The sequence below is a fragment of the Microbacterium sp. 2FI genome, assembly GCF_005502885.1.
Classification (GTDB): Bacteria; Actinomycetota; Actinomycetes; order Actinomycetales; family Microbacteriaceae; genus Microbacterium.
The window spans coordinates 125,675-140,973 of sequence record NZ_SCMR01000005.1; the positions used below are offsets into that span (position 1 = coordinate 125,675).

Here is a 15,299-nt window from a genome sequence, read left to right on the forward strand (position 1 = left end):
CGCTACCACTGTGCGCGGCGCGAGGGCGCCGCGATGACGTCGGCGACCGCCTGCGCGAGCGCAGCGGTGACGTGATCGGGATCCACACGCCGGGCCATCTGCGCCGCCTCGCGCGACAGTCGGGCGTGCTCCTCGGGGTCCTCGAGCACGCGCACGATCGCCGCGGCGAGAGCTGCTTCGTCGCCATCGGGCACCAGCACTCCCCCGCCGTGTGCGAGGTGGTCACGCGGACCGTAGGGCACGTCGTAGGCGACGACCGGGCAGCCGCGCACCATCGCCTCGACGATCGCGAGCGCCTGACCTTCGAACGCCGACGCGGTGACGAAGACCGATGCCGCATCGAGAACGCGCTCGGGATCGTCGGTGATCCCGCGCAGAGCCACGTGTGCATCGAGCCCCTCGGCGTCGATCAGCGCCTGCAGCGCTTCGCGCTCGGCGCCGCCGCCGTAGATGTCGAGCTGCGCGTACGGGACCGCCTCGACGACCGCCCGGAACGCCCGGATGGCGTGGTCGACGCGCTTGCCCGGCGCGAGGCGGTTGAGCATGACGACGCGGCCGCGGTCGCGCTCGGAGCCGGGGACGATGGCGGATGCCGCCGGCACCCCCGCCGGGATCACGAGGTGGACGCCCTCATCGCCGAACCGCTGGACGGCGTCGGAGCGCTGCGCGCTGCTGAGCCACAACACGGCGTCGAAGCGCTCGGCGACGCTGAACCAGCGCTCCCACAGGGCGTTCACCGGCGCGTCGGGGGTGAAGGGCGGCTCGAGGTGGATGGTGTGGATGGAGTGGATGAGACGCACGCCCGGATCGGACCAGCCCGCGATGAGCTCGCCCAGCTGCCGCGACTCGCAGACGACGACGACCGGACGCGGCTCTGCGGGGGTCGCCGCGCGCAGCCCGTCGACGACGTGCTCGAGCCACGCGCGATAGAGCGCACCGAAGCCGTCGACGATGCCGGCGACGCGTCCATCGGCGTCGTAGACCGCGACGGGAGCGGTCGTGATGTGCCAGTCGGGATCGCCGTGGATCACCGGGATGCCCACGACCGCGCGCCCCTCGGCGTCGTCGATGCGGCGGTACTCCAGCGCCGGGTCGGGTTCGCCCGGGCGCCCGGCCCTGCGCAGCCAGTCGGCAGCCCCGCCGTGCGGCCCCGCCGCCTCATCGAACAGGTTGCGCATGCGGTCTTCCGCGACAACCAGGTCGCGGCCGACGAAGGCCGACCGATGCCGCGCATGATCGGCGGCAGTGCCCGGGTCGAACGTGAGCAGCAGCGGACCCCGGCCTTCGTGCACTCCCGCCGCCGCCATCTGGCGGGCCCGCGAGAGCACCGCCATCGCGTAGCCGCCGTCGTGGTCGGGGATGAGCCGGCTCGACAGGATCAGGTACTCAGCCTCGGGGAAGCTCGTCGACACCCGTCAGCTCACTCCCACTCGATGGTCCCCGGCGGCTTCGATGTGACATCGAGCACGACGCGGTTGACCTCGCGCACCTCGTTGGTGATGCGATTCGAGATGCGGGCCAGCACGCCGTAGGGCAGTCGCGTCCAGTCGGCGGTCATGGCGTCTTCCGACGAGACCGGGCGCAGCACGATCGGGTGCCCGTAGGTGCGACCGTCGCCCTGCACACCCACCGACCGCACGTCGGCCAGCAACACGACGGGGCACTGCCAGATCTCGCCGTCGAGGCCCGCGCGCGTCAGCTCTTCGCGGGCGATGGCGTCGGCATCCCGCAGAATCTCGAGACGGTCAGCGGTGACCTCACCCACGATCCGGATGCCGAGGCCGGGGCCCGGAAAGGGCTGGCGTCCGACGATCACCTCGGGGAGGCCCAGCTCGCGGCCGATCGCGCGCACCTCGTCCTTGAAGAGGGTACGGAGGGGCTCGACGAGCTCGAACTGGAGGTCTTCGGGCAGGCCGCCGACGTTGTGGTGCGACTTGATGTTCGCGGTGCCGGTGCCGCCGCCCGATTCGACGACGTCGGGGTAGAGCGTGCCCTGCACGAGGAAGCGGATCGGCTCGCCGTCGGCCGCGGCCTCGGCGACCAGCGCCTTCTCTGCGGCCTCGAACGAGCGGATGAACTCGCGTCCGATGATCTTGCGCTTCTGCTCGGGGTCCGAGACCCCGGCGAGCGCGGTGAGGAACTGCTCGCGCGCGTCGATCGTGACCAGCCGCACGCCGGTGGACGCCACATAGTCCTGCTCGACCTGCTCGCGCTCGTCCTTGCGCAGCAGACCGTGGTCGACGAAGATGCAGACGAGCTGGTCGCCGACCGCCTCGTGCACGAGCGCCGCCGCGACCGCCGAGTCGACGCCGCCTGACAGGCCGCAGATCACGCGCCCCGTGCCGACCTGCTCGCGGATGCGGGCGACCTGCTCGGCGATGACGTTGCCGCTGTTCCAGTCGGCCGCGAGACCCGCGCCCTTGTGGAGGAAGTTCTCGATGACCTGCTGACCGTGGTCGGAGTGCTTCACCTCGGGGTGCCACTGCACGCCGTAGAAGCGCTTCTCGTCGTTGCCGAAGGCCGCGACGGGGGTCGCCGTCGTCGACGCGAGCACCTCGAAGCCCTCGGGAGCCCGCGAGACCTGGTCGCCGTGACTCATCCAGACGTTCTGGTCGGCCGGCTGGCCGCCGAGCAGCACGCCGCCGGAGCCCGTGAGTGCGGCATCCGTCGCCCCATACTCGCGCAACCCCGTGTTGGCCACCTCGCCACCCAGCTGCTGCGCCATCACCTGGAAGCCGTAACAGATCCCAAGGGTCGGGATCCCGAGCTCGAGCACACCGGGGTCGAGCGACGGCGCGCCCTCTTCGTATACCGACGAGGGACCGCCCGAGAGGATGATGCCGACCGGGTTGCGGGCGGCGATCTCGGCCGCCGTGGCGGTGTGGGGCACGATCTCGCTGTAGACGCCGGCCTCGCGAACGCGCCGTGCGATCAGCTGGGCGTACTGCGCCCCGAAGTCGACGACGAGGACGGGCGGCTGCGAGGTCTCTGTCTGTTCTGTCACCGCTTGTTCTCCGTGGGGATGGCGTGAGTGAGGGAGGAGTGCTCGGCGCGCGAGTGCAGCTCGGCGTCTTCGCGCGCCTTCAGGTAGCCCTTGACGTCGCGGGCGACGACGGCCTCCATGAAGAAGGAGAGAAGCGGGACGATGCCGCCCGACGCGAGCATCGCGAGGCGCCAGATGCCCCAGCGCATGAGGCTCCAGATGCGGAAGCACGCGAAGAGGTAGACGACGTAGAACCAGCCGTGGGCGACGAGGATGCCCAGCGACACGTTGAATCCGTCACCGGTCGATTCGAGACCCTCGGGGCCCTCGACGACGGGCGCGAACCACAGGAATCCGCCGGATCCGCCGAGGAACAGCTCGTACCCGAGCCAGTACTTGCCGATCATCTCGGCGACCAGCAGCAGCAGCATCGTGCCCGTGATGATCGAGCAGATCTGGTAGAACTTCAGGGCTCCGCGGATCGCCGGGAAGGAAGCGAGCTTCGGGGCGCGGGGCATGCCCTCCAGTCTAGCCGCGGGATCCCGCGGCCCCGTCCGGGTCAGCGGCGGCATCCTCGAGGTCTTCGATCTCCTTCTCCCATGCGTCCTTCGCGAGTCGGTACCAGAGATAGAACGCGAAGCCGGCGAAGACCGCCCACTCGGCGGCGTAGAAGATGTTGAGCCAATTGACCGTCGAGCCCTCGGCCGGGGGCCGCGACGAGATCGCGTCGAGTCCGCCCAGGGGTTCAGCCGAGGCGAGGTACGGCCGGTACACGTCGAGTCCGTCGACATCGTGCCAGCGGCCGAGCAGCGCCGCCGGCGACATGCGCGTCATGGTCTGCGGGTCGGCCGACTTCGGCGGGGGTACGGGCCCCTCGTCCGATATGAGTCGCCCGATGATCTCCTGGGAACCGGATGCCGACCCCTCGGCCGCGGCGTCGAGTCTCTCGACGGCGGCGAGCGCTTCCGCCTCGGTCTCGGCCCACCCGATCGCGACGGCGACCGACGTCGGGGTCGCCGTGTCGTCGAGGCGCAGCTGACCAGTGACCCAGTACCCCTCGACCCCGTCGTTGAACCGCGACGACACGATGAGGAAGTCCTCCGCGACAAACGACCCCGAGGCCTCGACGCGCTGGCCGACGAGGGGTTCGGAGAGGTACTCGCCGGGGGCTGCGACCTCCGCGAGCGGGAGCACCTCTTCGGTTGCGCCGGGCGGCGGCGGGTCGGTGTCGATCGCACGGCCGAGCTGCCACTGCCCCAGCCACGCGAACACGCCCGCGACGACGAGGCACACCAGCAGCAGCCCGATCCACTGCGGGCGGACCATCACCTCGCGCAGCGTCGGCGGGAACACCTCGGGCGGGGGCGGGCCCGCGGCGGTGTCGTCGGGGGTCATCCGGCGCTGTAGGGCGCGACGACGACCTCGACGCGCTGGAATTCCTTGAGGTCGGAGTATCCGGTCGTCGCCATCGACTTGCGCAGCGCCCCGATGAGGTTCGCGGTGCCGTCGGCGACCGGCGCCGGGCCGTACAGCACCTCTTCGAGGGTGACGACCTGGTCGACCTTCACGCGGCGTCCGCGCGGCAGCTTCGGGTGGTGGGCCTCGGGGCCCCAGTGGTAGCCCCGACCCGGGGCGTCGGTCGCCCGCGCCAGCGCGACGCCGAGCATGACGGCATCCGCTCCCATCGCGAGAGCCTTGACGATGTCGCCCGAGGTGCCCACGCCGCCGTCGGCGATGACGTGCACGTAGCGTCCGCCCGACTCGTCGAGGTAGTCGCGACGCGCGCCCGCGACGTCGGCGACGGCGGTCGCCATCGGCGCGTGCAGGCCCAGCGTGGCGCGGGTCGTGGATGCCGCGCCCCCGCCGAATCCGACGAGCACACCCGCGGCGCCGGTGCGCATGAGGTGCAGGGCTGCGGTGTAGGTCGCGGCACCGCCGACGATGACCGGCACGTCGAGGTCGTAGATGAACTTCTTGAGGTTGAGCGGTTCGTCGACACTCGAGACGTGCTCGGCCGACACCGTCGTGCCGCGGATGACGAACAGGTCGACGCCGGCGGCGACGACGGTCTCGTACAGCTCCTGCGTGCGCTGCGGGGTGAGGGCCCCGGCGACCGTGACGCCGGCCGCGCGGATCTCGGCGAGCCGGTCGCGCACGAGCTCGGGCTTGATCGGCTCGGCGTAGAGCTCCTGCATGCGGCGCGTGGCCGCTGCCTTCTCCATGCCGGCGATCTCCGTGAGCAGCGGCTCGGGGTCGTCGTAGCGGGTCCACAGGCCCTCGAGGTCGAGCACGCCGAGGCCGCCGAGCTGGCCGAGCATGATCGCGGTCTGGGGACTCACGACGGAGTCCATCGGAGCACCCAGCACGGGGATGTCGAAGCTGAAGGCGTCGATCGTCCATGACGTCGAGACGTCTTCGGGATTGCGGGTGCGCCGCGAGGGCACCACCGCGATGTCGTCGAACGTGTAGGCGCGACGGGCGCGCTTGGCGCGGCCGAGTTCGATCTCCATGCTCACGAGCCCAGCCTACCCGGGTGGGTTGCTGGCCCCTCATCCCCCGTCCTCGGGCCGAAAACCTGCTCCGTCACGGCGACACGCCGTGGCGGGGCCCATCCACCCGGCGTGTCGGATGACCGAGCAGGTTTTCGGCACCGTCGGAGCGGTATCACCGTTCTCTTGCCACCCGGGCCTCGTCCCAGACCGGCGCATCCGACTCGAAGACCCGGCCGTCGCCGCCGAACACGATGAAGCGGTCGAACGAGCGGGCCAGCCAGCGGTCGTGGGTGACGGCGAGCACTGTGCCCTCGAAGCGGGCGAGCGCGTCCTGCAGCGCCTCTGCCGAGACGAGGTCGAGGTTGTCGGTGGGTTCGTCCAGCAGCAGCAGGGTCGCTCCCGAGAGCTCGAGCAGCAGGATCTGAAACCGCGCCTGCTGCCCTCCCGAGAGCGTGTCGAACAGCTGCAGCGCCTGGCCGACGAGTCCGTAGCGATCGAGGGCGGAGCTGGCGGCATCCCGCTGCATGCCCGAGCGCGCGTCCTCGCCTCGATGGAGGATGTCGAGCAGGCTGCGCCCCGCGAACTCGGGGTGACGGTGGGTCTGCGCGAACCAGCCCGGCACGACGCGCGCGCCGAGAACCGCGCGACCCCCGTGCGCGACCGGCTCGAGGGTCGCCCCCGTCGTCGTGGTGTGCCCGAGCCGCCCGTCCGGGTCGGTGCCGCCGCGGGCGAGCAGGCGCAGGAAGTGCGACTTCCCCGAGCCGTTCGACCCGAGCACCGCCACGCGGTCGCCGAACCACACCTCGAGGTCGAAGGGCCGCATGAGCCCCGTGAGCTCGAGCTGCTCTGCGACGACGGCCCGGCGTCCGGTGCGCGCACCCCGGAGGCGCACGTCGAGGTCCTGCTCCTTCGGCCGCTCGAGCGGCGGTCCTGCCTCCTCGAAGAAGCGCAGCCGGGTCTGGGCGGCGCGGTACCGCGACGCGAACCCGTCGTTGGCGGATGCCTTGACCTTCAGGTCCGCCACGAGGGTCTTCAGCTTCACGTGCTGCTCGTCCCACCGGCGGCGCAGCTCGTCCAGGCGCTCCATGCGCTCATTCCGCGCGCGGTGGTAGCTGCCGAACCCGCCGCCGTGCACCCACGCGGTGCTCCCGGCGCCACCCGCCTCGAGCGTCACGATCCGATCGGCGGCTCGGGCGAGCAGCTCGCGATCGTGCGAGACGAGCAGCACGGTCTTCGGCGTCTCGCGCAGGCGCTCTTCGAGCCAGCGCTTGCCCGGCACATCGAGGTAGTTGTCGGGCTCGTCCAGCAGCAGCACCTGGTCGGGTCCGCGCAGCAGCGCCTCGAGCGCCAGTCGCTTCTGCTCGCCGCCCGAGAGCGTCGTGAGCTCACGGAAGCGCGCACGCGAGAACGGGATGCCGAGGGCGGCGATCGTGCACGTGTCCCACACCGTCTCGTACTCGTAGCCGCCGGCTTCGGCGTAGTCGGCGAGAGCGCCGGCGTACCTCATCTGCGTGTCGAGGTCGTCGCGCTCGATGATCGCAGCCTCGGAGTCCTCGAGCTCACGCGCCGCCCGCCGCACACGGTCGGGTGCGACCGAGATGAGCAGATCGTGAACCGTCTGCCCCGCCTCGCCGTGGCCGACGAACTGGTCCATGACGCCGAGCCCGCCGTCGATCGAGACGACGCCCCCGTGCGGCGCGATCTCGCCGCGCACGATGCGCAGCAGCGTCGTCTTGCCAGCGCCGTTCTGGCCGATCAGCGCGGTCGTCGACCCCTCGCCGACGCGGAACGAAACCTCATCGAGCAGCGGCCGCCCGTCCGGCAGCGCGTACGAGACGGCGGCGATGTCGATGTACCCCACGGCGATCCTGTCTGCTCCGTGCGGCATCCGTCGCCGGGGAGCCGACCAGACTACTCCCCCGTGCGTCAGGCTGCCGAATACCGCCCCGACTTGATCGCCCGCTCGCGCGCCTTCGCCGCCTCTTCCTCGCGGTTCTTCGGCGGCGTCACCGCGACCAGGTCGTCGAGAAGGTGCTGCGTGATATGCGCGATCTCGTGCACCGCGCGGTCGAAGGCCTCTTGGTTCGCCTTGGAGGGCTTGGTCGTGCCCGCGATCTTGCGGACGTACTGCAGCGCTGCGGCATGCACCTCATCGGAGGATGCCGCGGGCTCGAAGTTGTGGAGCGTGTGGATGTTCCGGCACATGCCCCCGACGATACGCCGCGCCCGCGACAGGCGGCCAGCTGCGGCCCTCACAGACTTCCCAAGCGACGCGAATCTCGCAGCGATCGGCGCGATACGTGCGAAGTCTGCGAACGACAGAGGTCGCGCGCGGCGGGTCAGCGCTTGTAGTTCGGCGCCTCGACGACGATCTGCACGTCGTGCGGGTGGGACTCCTTGAGCCCGGCCGCGGTGATCCGCACGAACTTCCCCTTGGCCTTGAGCTCGTCGATCGTGCGCGCGCCGACGTAGAACATCGACTGACGGAGGCCCCCGACCAGCTGATACGCGACGGCCGACACCGGCCCACGGTAGGCGACCTGACCCTCGATCCCCTCGGGGATGAGCTTGTCGTCGGTGGGGACGTCGGCCTGGAAGTAGCGGTCCTTCGAGTACGAGGTCTTCTTGCCGCGGGTCTGGAGAGCCCCGAGCGAACCCATGCCCCGGTACTGCTTGAACTGCTTGCCGCCCTGGAAGACGATCTCGCCCGGCGACTCGTCGGTGCCGGCGAGGAGCGATCCGAGCATGACGGTGTCGGCCCCGGCCACGAGCGCCTTGGCGATGTCGCCCGAATACTGGAGACCGCCGTCGGCGATCACCGGGATGCCGGCTTCGCGCGCTGCAAGCGAGGCTTCGTACACCGCGGTGACCTGCGGCACGCCGACACCCGCGACGACGCGCGTGGTGCAGATCGAACCGGGTCCCACGCCGACCTTGACGGCATCCACACCCGCGTCGATGAGCGCCTGCGCGCCCTCGCGGGTCGCGACGTTGCCGCCGATGACGTCGATGTGGTCGAAGCTCGAGTCGGCCTTGATGCGACGGACCACGTCGATGACGCCCGCGGACTGGCCGTTCGCGGTGTCGACGACGAGGACGTCGACACCCGCGTCGCGCAGGGCCTCGGCGCGCTGCCACGCATCGCCGAAGAAGCCGATCGCAGCGCCGACGCGCAGGCGCCCCTGCTCGTCCTTCGTGGCGAGGGGGTACTTCTCGCTCTTGTCGAAGTCCTTGATCGTGATGAGGCCGGCGAGCTTGCCGTCGTCGTCGATGAGAGGGAGCTTCTCGACGCGATGCTTCGCGAACGTCGCGATGACGTCGTTCGCCCCGATGCCGACGCGCGCCGTGATGAGGCCCTCGGTCGTCATCACGTCTTTCACGAGGGTCGTCTGGCGCTCGAAGCCCGACACGAAGCGCATGTCGCGGTTGGTGACGATGCCGACGAGGCGCCCGTCGCCGTCGACGACGGGGAGTCCCGAGATGCGATACGTCGCGCAGAGATCGTCGACCTCTTCGATGGTCGCTTCGGGGGTCGTCGTGATGGGGTCGGTGATCATGCCCGACTCGCTGCGCTTGACGCGGTCGACCATCGACGCCTGCTCCTCGATGGAGAGGTTGCGATGGATGATGCCGAGGCCGCCCTCGCGTGCGATGGCGATCGCCATGCGCGATTCGGTCACGGTGTCCATCGCGCTCGAGACGAGCGGCGTCGCGACGGTGACGCGACGGGTGACACGCGACGACGTATCGGCTTCACTGGGGATGACGTCCGTGTGCCCCGGAAGAAGCAGGACGTCGTCGTAGGTGAGTCCGACGAAGCCGAAGGGGTCGTTGTGCTCCATGTGTTCTCCTGCGCACGGTGCATGGGCTTGCATCGGGCGCGTTGCTCGAGGTGGACGACGACGGCCGGTGCGCAGGACGCGCCGTACTCGATTCTAAGCGGGCGCGCGCGTGTTTTGTTCCCGCGCGCGAGGACTCCGGGGGCGGTTCCGATTCGATCACTTCTCGCGGGTGGACGGTAGGCGAAACACCGGCGACACATTACAGTCGTAGCGTCGTCATCACGGCTGATGCGACCCGTAGCGTCGAGCCGTGGGCTGGACTGGAGGTTACGTGGGTTCCACGACTACGTTTGCGAAGCGCTCGCTGCGGTGGTTGATCATCGCCGTCGGCACGCTGCTCGCAGCGACACTGCTCACTCTGCAGGCGCCCCTGGGCGCCCATGCGGCGGCCCCCGACGAACCGGGCGGAGACCAAGAGCCGACCGGCTTCTACTTCGCCGGCGTCATCACCTACCAGGACGAGCCGCTGCCCGACATCCAGGTCACGGTCGAGGGCAACGGCTTCGAAGCCGAGACGCTCACCGGCGCGGACGGACGCTGGCGGCTCTACGTGCCCGAGAAGGACACGTACACCCTCGAGGTCGTCGAGTCCACGCTCCCCGACGGCGTCATCGTCGAAGACAACCCACGGGAGCTCGAGTTCGGGTTGACGGGTTCGGTCATCGTCAACAGCTTCCTCGCACCGGGCGAGCGCGTGACGGTGAGCTTCTTCGATCAGGTCGTCGAACGGCTGATGAACGGCCTGAACTTCGGGTTGCTCCTCGCCCTCGCCGCGGTCGGCGTCTCGCTGATCTTCGGCACCACCGGCCTCACCAACTTCGCCCACGCCGAGATGCTGACCTTCGGCGCGGTGGTCGCGCTCGTGTTCACGTCGGTTCCCTTCGGCTGGCCGATGTGGATCGTGATCCCGATCGTCATCCTGCTCGGCGGCGCGCTGGGATGGGGACTGGACGCCGGCCTCTGGAAACCGCTCCGCCGCAAGGGTCTCGGGCTCGTGCAGCTCATGATAGTGAGCATCGGCCTCTCGCTCGCCGGCCGCTACACCTTCCAGTTCTTCATCGGCGGCGGGACCTACCAGCTCCCCGGCGCGGGAGCACCGCGTGACATCCGCTTCGGTCCGATCTCGCTCTCGATCATCGACGTCGTCTCGATGGGCATCAGCATCGTGCTGCTCGCGGGCGTCGCGTACTGGCTGCTGCGCACCCGCATCGGCAAGGCGACACGTGCGATCTCCGACAACCCGGGTCTCGCCGCAGCCTCCGGCATCAACGTCGACCGCGTCATCCGCATCGTGTGGGTGCTCTCGGCGGCACTCGCTGCGATCGCCGGCGTGCTGTGGGCCTACTTCCGCCCCGGCATCAAGTGGGACATGGGCACCCAGGTGCTGCTGCTGGTCTTCGCCGCGGTCACCCTCGGCGGCCTCGGCACCGCGTTCGGCGCACTGATCGGCTCGATCATCGTCGGCATCCTCGTCGAGATCTCGACGTTGTGGATTCCGCCGGACATGAAGTACGTCGGCGCCCTCGCGGTGCTGATCATCATCCTGCTCATCAGACCTCAGGGCATCCTGGGCCGCAAAGAGAGACTCGGTTAGGGGGCGACATGGACTGGGGACAGATCCTCAACAACACGGCTTACTGGCTGTTCAGCCCGGAGACGATCGCATACGCCCTCGCGGCGGTCGGACTCGCGGTGCAGTTCGGCTACGGTGGGCTGCTCAACTTCGGCATGGCCGGCTTCATGGCGCTCGGCGCCTACGGGTACGCCATCTCGATCCTCTCGTTCGGCCTCCCCTGGTGGGTCGGCATCATCATCGGCTGCCTCGCGGCCGTGGCGTTCGCGTTCCTCCTCGGCATCCCGACGCTGCGACTGCGCGCCGACTATCTCGCCATCGTGACGATCGCGGCGGCCGAGATCGTGCGCCTCTTCCTCACGACGCAGCTGTTCGATGAGTGGACCAACTCCGCTGACGGACTGGGCGGCTACCACGCGGGCTTCCGCGCGGCGAACCCGTTCCCGGAGGGCACCTACGGGTTCGGTCCCTGGACGTGGACCGCCGATCAGCTGTGGGTGCGCGTGTTCGGCATCATCCTGCTGGCGATCGCCACCTACCTCGTGTGGGCGCTCATGCGGAGCCCGTGGGGCCGCGTGCTCAAGGGCATCCGTGAAGACGAAGATGCGGTGCGCTCGCTCGGCAAGAACGTGTTCGCCTACAAGATGCAGGCGCTCATCATCGGTGGCGTTTTCGGAGCACTCGGAGGCGTGGTCTTCGCGTTGCCGTCCGCGGTCATCCCGGCGACGTACACGACCTCGCTCACCTTCTTCATCTGGACGATCCTGCTGCTCGGCGGTGCCGCGACGGTCTTCGGCCCGGTGCTCGGCTCCGTGATCTTCTGGGTCATCATGGGGTTCCTCGGCAACGCGCTCCCAGCAATGGCGAGCGCCGGCTGGCTCCCGCTGTCGTCGGTCCAGGCGGGCACGCTCCGCTTCATCCTCGTCGGCGTCGCCCTCATGCTGATCGTGATCTTCCGCCCACAGGGCATCCTCGGAAACAAGAGGGAGCTGACCTTTGTCAAGTAATGGCACCCCGACCACCGGCGGCGACATCCCCGCCGCCGGCTCCCCCGCGGGCGCCGCGGCGGAGCCGGTCCCGACGACCACGGGCAGCATGCGACGCCCCAAGGCGACCGGAATCGCCAAGGGCGACAACGTGCCCGGCGTCGCCAAGGTGGATCCGATCCTCATCGCCGACAACGTCACGCGCCGCTTCGGCGGCCTCACGGCCGTCGACGTCGAGCACGTCGAGATCCCGCGCGGCGTCATCACGGCGCTGATCGGCCCCAACGGCGCCGGCAAGACCACGCTGTTCAACCTTCTCTGCGGGTTCGACAAGCCGAACACGGGCACGTGGAGCTTCGAAGACAAGCAGCTCGCCGGCATCCCGTCGTTCAAGGTGGCCCGCATGGGCCAGGTCCGCACGTTCCAGCTCACGAAGGCGCTGTCGCTGCTGACGGTGCTCGAGAACATGAAGCTCGGCGCGACCGGCCAGAAGGGCGAAGGGCTGTTCCGCAGCATCATTCCCGCGATCTGGCGCAAGCAGGACGACGACATCGAGAGCAAGGCGATGGAGCTCCTCGCGCGCTTCAAGCTCGATGCGAAGGCCGACGACTATGCGGCGAGTCTCTCAGGCGGCCAGCGGAAGCTCCTCGAGATGGCGCGAGCCCTCATGAGCGACCCGACGCTGGTCATGCTCGACGAGCCCATGGCCGGCGTCAACCCGGCGCTCACCGAATCGCTGCTGGACCACATCCTCGACCTCAAGGATCTGGGCATGACCGTGCTCTTCGTCGAGCACGACATGCACATGGTGCGTCACATCGCCGACTGGGTGATCGTGATGGCTGAGGGCCGCATCGTCGCGGAGGGTCCGCCCGACACCGTCATGCACGACAAGGCCGTCATCGACGCGTACCTGGGCAGTCACCAGGACGTAGACCTCGGCGTCGTGACCGGTCGCGTCGAAGGAGAGCTCGGCACGGAAGCGGTCGAGCTGCTGGCCGAGATCAAAGAGGCCGAAGAGGCCGCGATCGCTGAAGCCGAGGGAGATAAGAAGTCATGACCGACGCTTCGAACAGCGCAACGCTCGAGGACGCCAAGACCGACCGGGTCGTGGTCGAGATCACCGACCTCTACGCGGGCTACCTTCCCGGCATCAACATCATCAACGGTGCGAACCTCGTCGCGCGCAAGGGCGAGCTGATCGGCATCATCGGCCCGAACGGCGCCGGCAAGTCCACGCTCCTGAAGGCCATCTTCGGAATGGTCAAGGTGCGTGACGGCCAGATCACCGTCAACGGCGAGAGCGTCATCGGTCTGAAGTCCGACAAACTGGTCGCTCGCGGCGTCGGGTTCGTCCCGCAGACCAACAACGTGTTCCCGTCGCTCACGATCGAAGAGAACCTGCAGATGGGGCTCTTCCAGTCGCCGAAGGCGTACAGCGAGCGCCTGGAGTTCGTCACCGGCATCTTCGAAGAGCTCGGCAAGCGCCTCAAGCAGCGCGCGGGATCGCTCTCGGGCGGTGAGCGGCAGATGGTCGCCATGTCGCGCGCGCTGATGATGGACCCCGCGGTGCTGCTGCTGGACGAGCCGTCGGCAGGCCTCTCCCCCGTCCGCCAGGACGACGCGTTCATCCGCGTCTCCGACATCAACAAGGCGGGCGTCACGATCATCATGGTCGAGCAGAACGCACGTCGCTGCCTGCAGATCTGCGACCGCGGCTACGTGCTCGACCAGGGCCGCGACGCCTACGAGGGCTCGGGGCGCGACCTGCTCAACGACCCCAAGGTCATCGGCCTCTACCTCGGTTCGCTCGGCACCGACGAGAGCTGACCTGCAGGACGAACGAATGAGGGGGCGGATGCTGCGGCATCCGCCCCCTCATTCGTTTGCAGCGCTCGGCACCCAAGCGAAGAGCCCCGGATCGCTCCGGGGCTCTCGCTGTGCGTCGGACTGGATCAGCCGATGCGGGTGTTCATGTTGTCGGCGCCGAACTGGAAGATGCCGATCGTGGCCTCGGTCGGGTCGCCGTTCTCGTCGAACGTGATCGGACCGGAGTAGCCGTCGTAGTCCGCGACGCCACCCTCGAGGATGATGTCGGCGCAGGCTGCGAAGTCGGTGCACTTCTCGCCCTCACCGCTGCCGCCCGAGACTTCCTGCAGCTTGGCTGCGACGTCGGCCGCGTCTGTCGAGTTCGCCGCGAGAGCAGCGAGCGCGAGCAGGACGACGGCGTCGTACGACTCGTTGGCGTACGAGTAGTCGGTCAGCGCTTCGTTGCCGTCGGCGACCCACCAGTCGTTGAGCGCGGTCTGGAAGTCCTCGTTCGCCTCGAGCGGGCCGGCGGGGGTCGTGCCCTTGGCGCCTTCCATGCTCAAGCCGGCGGGCCACTTCGCGTCCGAGCCGAGCTGCTTCAGGTTGCCGTCGACGAGGTAGAGGTCCTCGGCGGGGTAGCCGGCCTGGAGCAGCGCGGGGCCGATCGTGTAGATCTCGTCGAACGTGATGAGCACGATGGCCTCGGGGTTCGAAGCGAGGATCGCACTGATCTGAGCGTCGAAGGTCGTGTCGCCCGTGTTGTACGACTGCTCCTCGACGATCGTGCCGCCGGCGCCCGTGAAGACCTCCTGGAAGACCTCGTTGAGGCCGGTGCCGTAGGAGTCGTTCTGGTAGATGACCGCGACGTTGCTGCGGCCGTCTTCGGCGACGAGGTTGCCGAGGACCTCACCCTGGAGGGTGTCGGCCGGAGCGGTGCGCCAGTACAGGCCGTTGTCGTCCCACGCGGTGAAGTCGAGCGAGGTGTTCGCAGGCGAGAAGGTGATGATGCCCGCGGCGACGGCGTCGTCGAGGAACAGCTTCGTCACACCGGAGGATGCCGCGCCGATGGCAGCGGTGACGCCCTCGGAGATCAGGGTCTGGATCGTCGTCGCGTAGGCCTTGTTGTCGGTGTCACCCGAGTCGCCCCACACGATGTCGTCGAACGTGATGCCCTTGGCTGCCTCGTTGACGTCTGCGACGGCGAGACCGACACCGGCCTCCTCGGGCGGGCCGAGGAACGACAGGCTGCCCGTCTGGGGCAGGATCGTGCCGATCTTCATGGTGAGGTCGCGCTCCTCGGTGGCGGGCTCGCTGGTCTCTCCACCCGTGCCTCCGCCGGCGCAGCCGGCGAGGACGAGGGCGGTGGCGCCAGCAAGGGCGAGGCCGCCGAGAACGGACGACTTGCGCGAGCGGGTGAAGACGCTCATTTTGCTCCTTGCTTCGATTGAACACGGAACGGCTTCGGGGCCGGCCCAGTTCCCCTAACCTAACCGCGTTGCGGTCTCCGCAATGTTGCCGTTCGTTAACGATGTGAAACAACATGGTCTCGTTGTCATAACAGACCTGTGCGCGCTCCCGACCTGGGGAGAGCAATGTGCGCCGGCGGCGCGATAC

At 69.0% G+C, this 15,299-nt stretch carries 13 protein-coding genes; 4 read left to right on the forward strand and 9 right to left on the reverse strand.

What is annotated here, in order from left to right; all coding sequences use genetic code 11:
* Positions 1-2: 2 nt before the first annotated feature.
* The 8 genes from FFS15_RS06755 to guaB all read right to left on the reverse strand — a co-directional run bounded on the left by FFS15_RS06755 (position 3) and on the right by guaB (position 9,317).
* Entirely contained in the window at positions 3-1,412 is a 1,410-nt protein-coding gene (locus FFS15_RS06755) for a glycosyltransferase (RefSeq protein WP_137844249.1), read from the reverse strand.
* 8 nt (positions 1,413-1,420) lie between these two features.
* Positions 1,421-3,004: a glutamine-hydrolyzing GMP synthase gene (gene guaA, locus FFS15_RS06760; protein ID WP_137844250.1), complete on the reverse strand. Its 1,584-nt coding sequence runs from the start codon at positions 3,002-3,004 to the stop codon at positions 1,421-1,423.
* Complete coding sequence (locus tag FFS15_RS06765) at positions 3,001-3,501, reverse strand: DUF3817 domain-containing protein (RefSeq protein ID WP_137844251.1); 501 nt, start codon at positions 3,499-3,501, stop codon at positions 3,001-3,003. Before FFS15_RS06765 ends, guaA begins: the two co-directional genes overlap by 4 nt.
* 10 nt (positions 3,502-3,511) lie before the next feature.
* Positions 3,512-4,309, reverse strand: coding sequence for an SURF1 family cytochrome oxidase biogenesis protein (locus tag FFS15_RS06770; protein ID WP_137844296.1), 798 nt, complete (start codon positions 4,307-4,309; stop codon positions 3,512-3,514).
* Between the two features lie 65 nt (positions 4,310-4,374).
* Entirely contained in the window at positions 4,375-5,493 is a 1,119-nt protein-coding gene (locus tag FFS15_RS06775) for a GuaB3 family IMP dehydrogenase-related protein (protein ID WP_137844297.1), read from the reverse strand.
* Positions 5,494-5,647: 154 nt separating this feature from the next.
* Positions 5,648-7,336: an ATP-binding cassette domain-containing protein gene (locus tag FFS15_RS06780; protein ID WP_137844252.1), complete on the reverse strand. Its 1,689-nt coding sequence runs from the start codon at positions 7,334-7,336 to the stop codon at positions 5,648-5,650.
* Positions 7,337-7,401: 65 nt separating this feature from the next.
* A complete protein-coding gene (locus FFS15_RS06785) occupies positions 7,402-7,680 on the reverse strand; it encodes a DUF2277 domain-containing protein (protein ID WP_137844253.1) in 279 nt (92 codons plus the stop codon).
* 134 nt (positions 7,681-7,814) lie between these two features.
* Positions 7,815-9,317, reverse strand: coding sequence for an IMP dehydrogenase (gene guaB / locus FFS15_RS06790; RefSeq protein ID WP_137844254.1), 1,503 nt, complete (start codon positions 9,315-9,317; stop codon positions 7,815-7,817).
* 271 nt (positions 9,318-9,588) lie between these two features.
* Here guaB and FFS15_RS06795 point away from each other — a divergent pair, with 271 nt between their 5' ends.
* The 4 genes from FFS15_RS06795 to FFS15_RS06810 all read left to right on the forward strand — a co-directional run bounded on the left by FFS15_RS06795 (position 9,589) and on the right by FFS15_RS06810 (position 13,706).
* Positions 9,589-10,911 carry a branched-chain amino acid ABC transporter permease gene (locus FFS15_RS06795; protein WP_249353799.1) on the forward strand — a complete coding sequence of 441 codons (1,323 nt, stop codon included), beginning with the start codon at positions 9,589-9,591 and terminating at the stop codon, positions 10,909-10,911.
* An 8-nt stretch (positions 10,912-10,919) separates the two neighbouring features.
* Positions 10,920-11,897: a branched-chain amino acid ABC transporter permease gene (locus tag FFS15_RS06800; protein WP_137844255.1), complete on the forward strand. Its 978-nt coding sequence runs from the start codon at positions 10,920-10,922 to the stop codon at positions 11,895-11,897.
* Positions 11,898-11,985: 88 nt separating this feature from the next.
* Positions 11,986-12,936 carry an ABC transporter ATP-binding protein gene (locus tag FFS15_RS06805; protein ID WP_137844299.1) on the forward strand — a complete coding sequence of 317 codons (951 nt, stop codon included), beginning with the start codon at positions 11,986-11,988 and terminating at the stop codon, positions 12,934-12,936.
* The gene (locus tag FFS15_RS06810; RefSeq protein ID WP_137844256.1) at positions 12,933-13,706 is read left to right on the forward strand and encodes an ABC transporter ATP-binding protein; all 774 of its coding nucleotides are present in this window, start codon (positions 12,933-12,935) and stop codon (positions 13,704-13,706) included. Before FFS15_RS06805 ends, FFS15_RS06810 begins: the two co-directional genes overlap by 4 nt.
* A 125-nt stretch (positions 13,707-13,831) precedes the next feature.
* On the opposite strand, the gene FFS15_RS06815 is transcribed toward FFS15_RS06810, so the two are convergent.
* Positions 13,832-15,112: an ABC transporter substrate-binding protein gene (locus FFS15_RS06815; RefSeq protein ID WP_137844257.1), complete on the reverse strand. Its 1,281-nt coding sequence runs from the start codon at positions 15,110-15,112 to the stop codon at positions 13,832-13,834.
* Positions 15,113-15,299: the final 187 nt, after the last annotated feature.

Excerpts from the sequence above, each read along its gene's own strand:
- FFS15_RS06765 (WP_137844251.1), bottom strand. The coding sequence starts at position 3,501 with ATGCCCCGCGCCCCGAAGCTCGCTTCCTTCCCGGCGATCCGCGGAGCC.
- FFS15_RS06770 (WP_137844296.1), bottom strand. The coding sequence starts at position 4,309 with ATGGTCCGCCCGCAGTGGATCGGGCTGCTGCTGGTGTGCCTCGTCGTC.
- FFS15_RS06775 (WP_137844297.1), bottom strand. The coding sequence starts at position 5,493 with ATGGAGATCGAACTCGGCCGCGCCAAGCGCGCCCGTCGCGCCTACACG.
- FFS15_RS06785 (WP_137844253.1), bottom strand. The coding sequence starts at position 7,680 with ATGTGCCGGAACATCCACACGCTCCACAACTTCGAGCCCGCGGCATCC.
- guaB (WP_137844254.1), bottom strand. The coding sequence starts at position 9,317 with ATGGAGCACAACGACCCCTTCGGCTTCGTCGGACTCACCTACGACGAC.
- FFS15_RS06800 (WP_137844255.1), top strand. The coding sequence starts at position 10,920 with ATGGACTGGGGACAGATCCTCAACAACACGGCTTACTGGCTGTTCAGC.
- FFS15_RS06805 (WP_137844299.1), top strand. The coding sequence starts at position 11,986 with ATGCGACGCCCCAAGGCGACCGGAATCGCCAAGGGCGACAACGTGCCC.
- FFS15_RS06810 (WP_137844256.1), top strand. The coding sequence starts at position 12,933 with ATGACCGACGCTTCGAACAGCGCAACGCTCGAGGACGCCAAGACCGAC.
- FFS15_RS06815 (WP_137844257.1), bottom strand. The coding sequence starts at position 15,112 with ATGAGCGTCTTCACCCGCTCGCGCAAGTCGTCCGTTCTCGGCGGCCTC.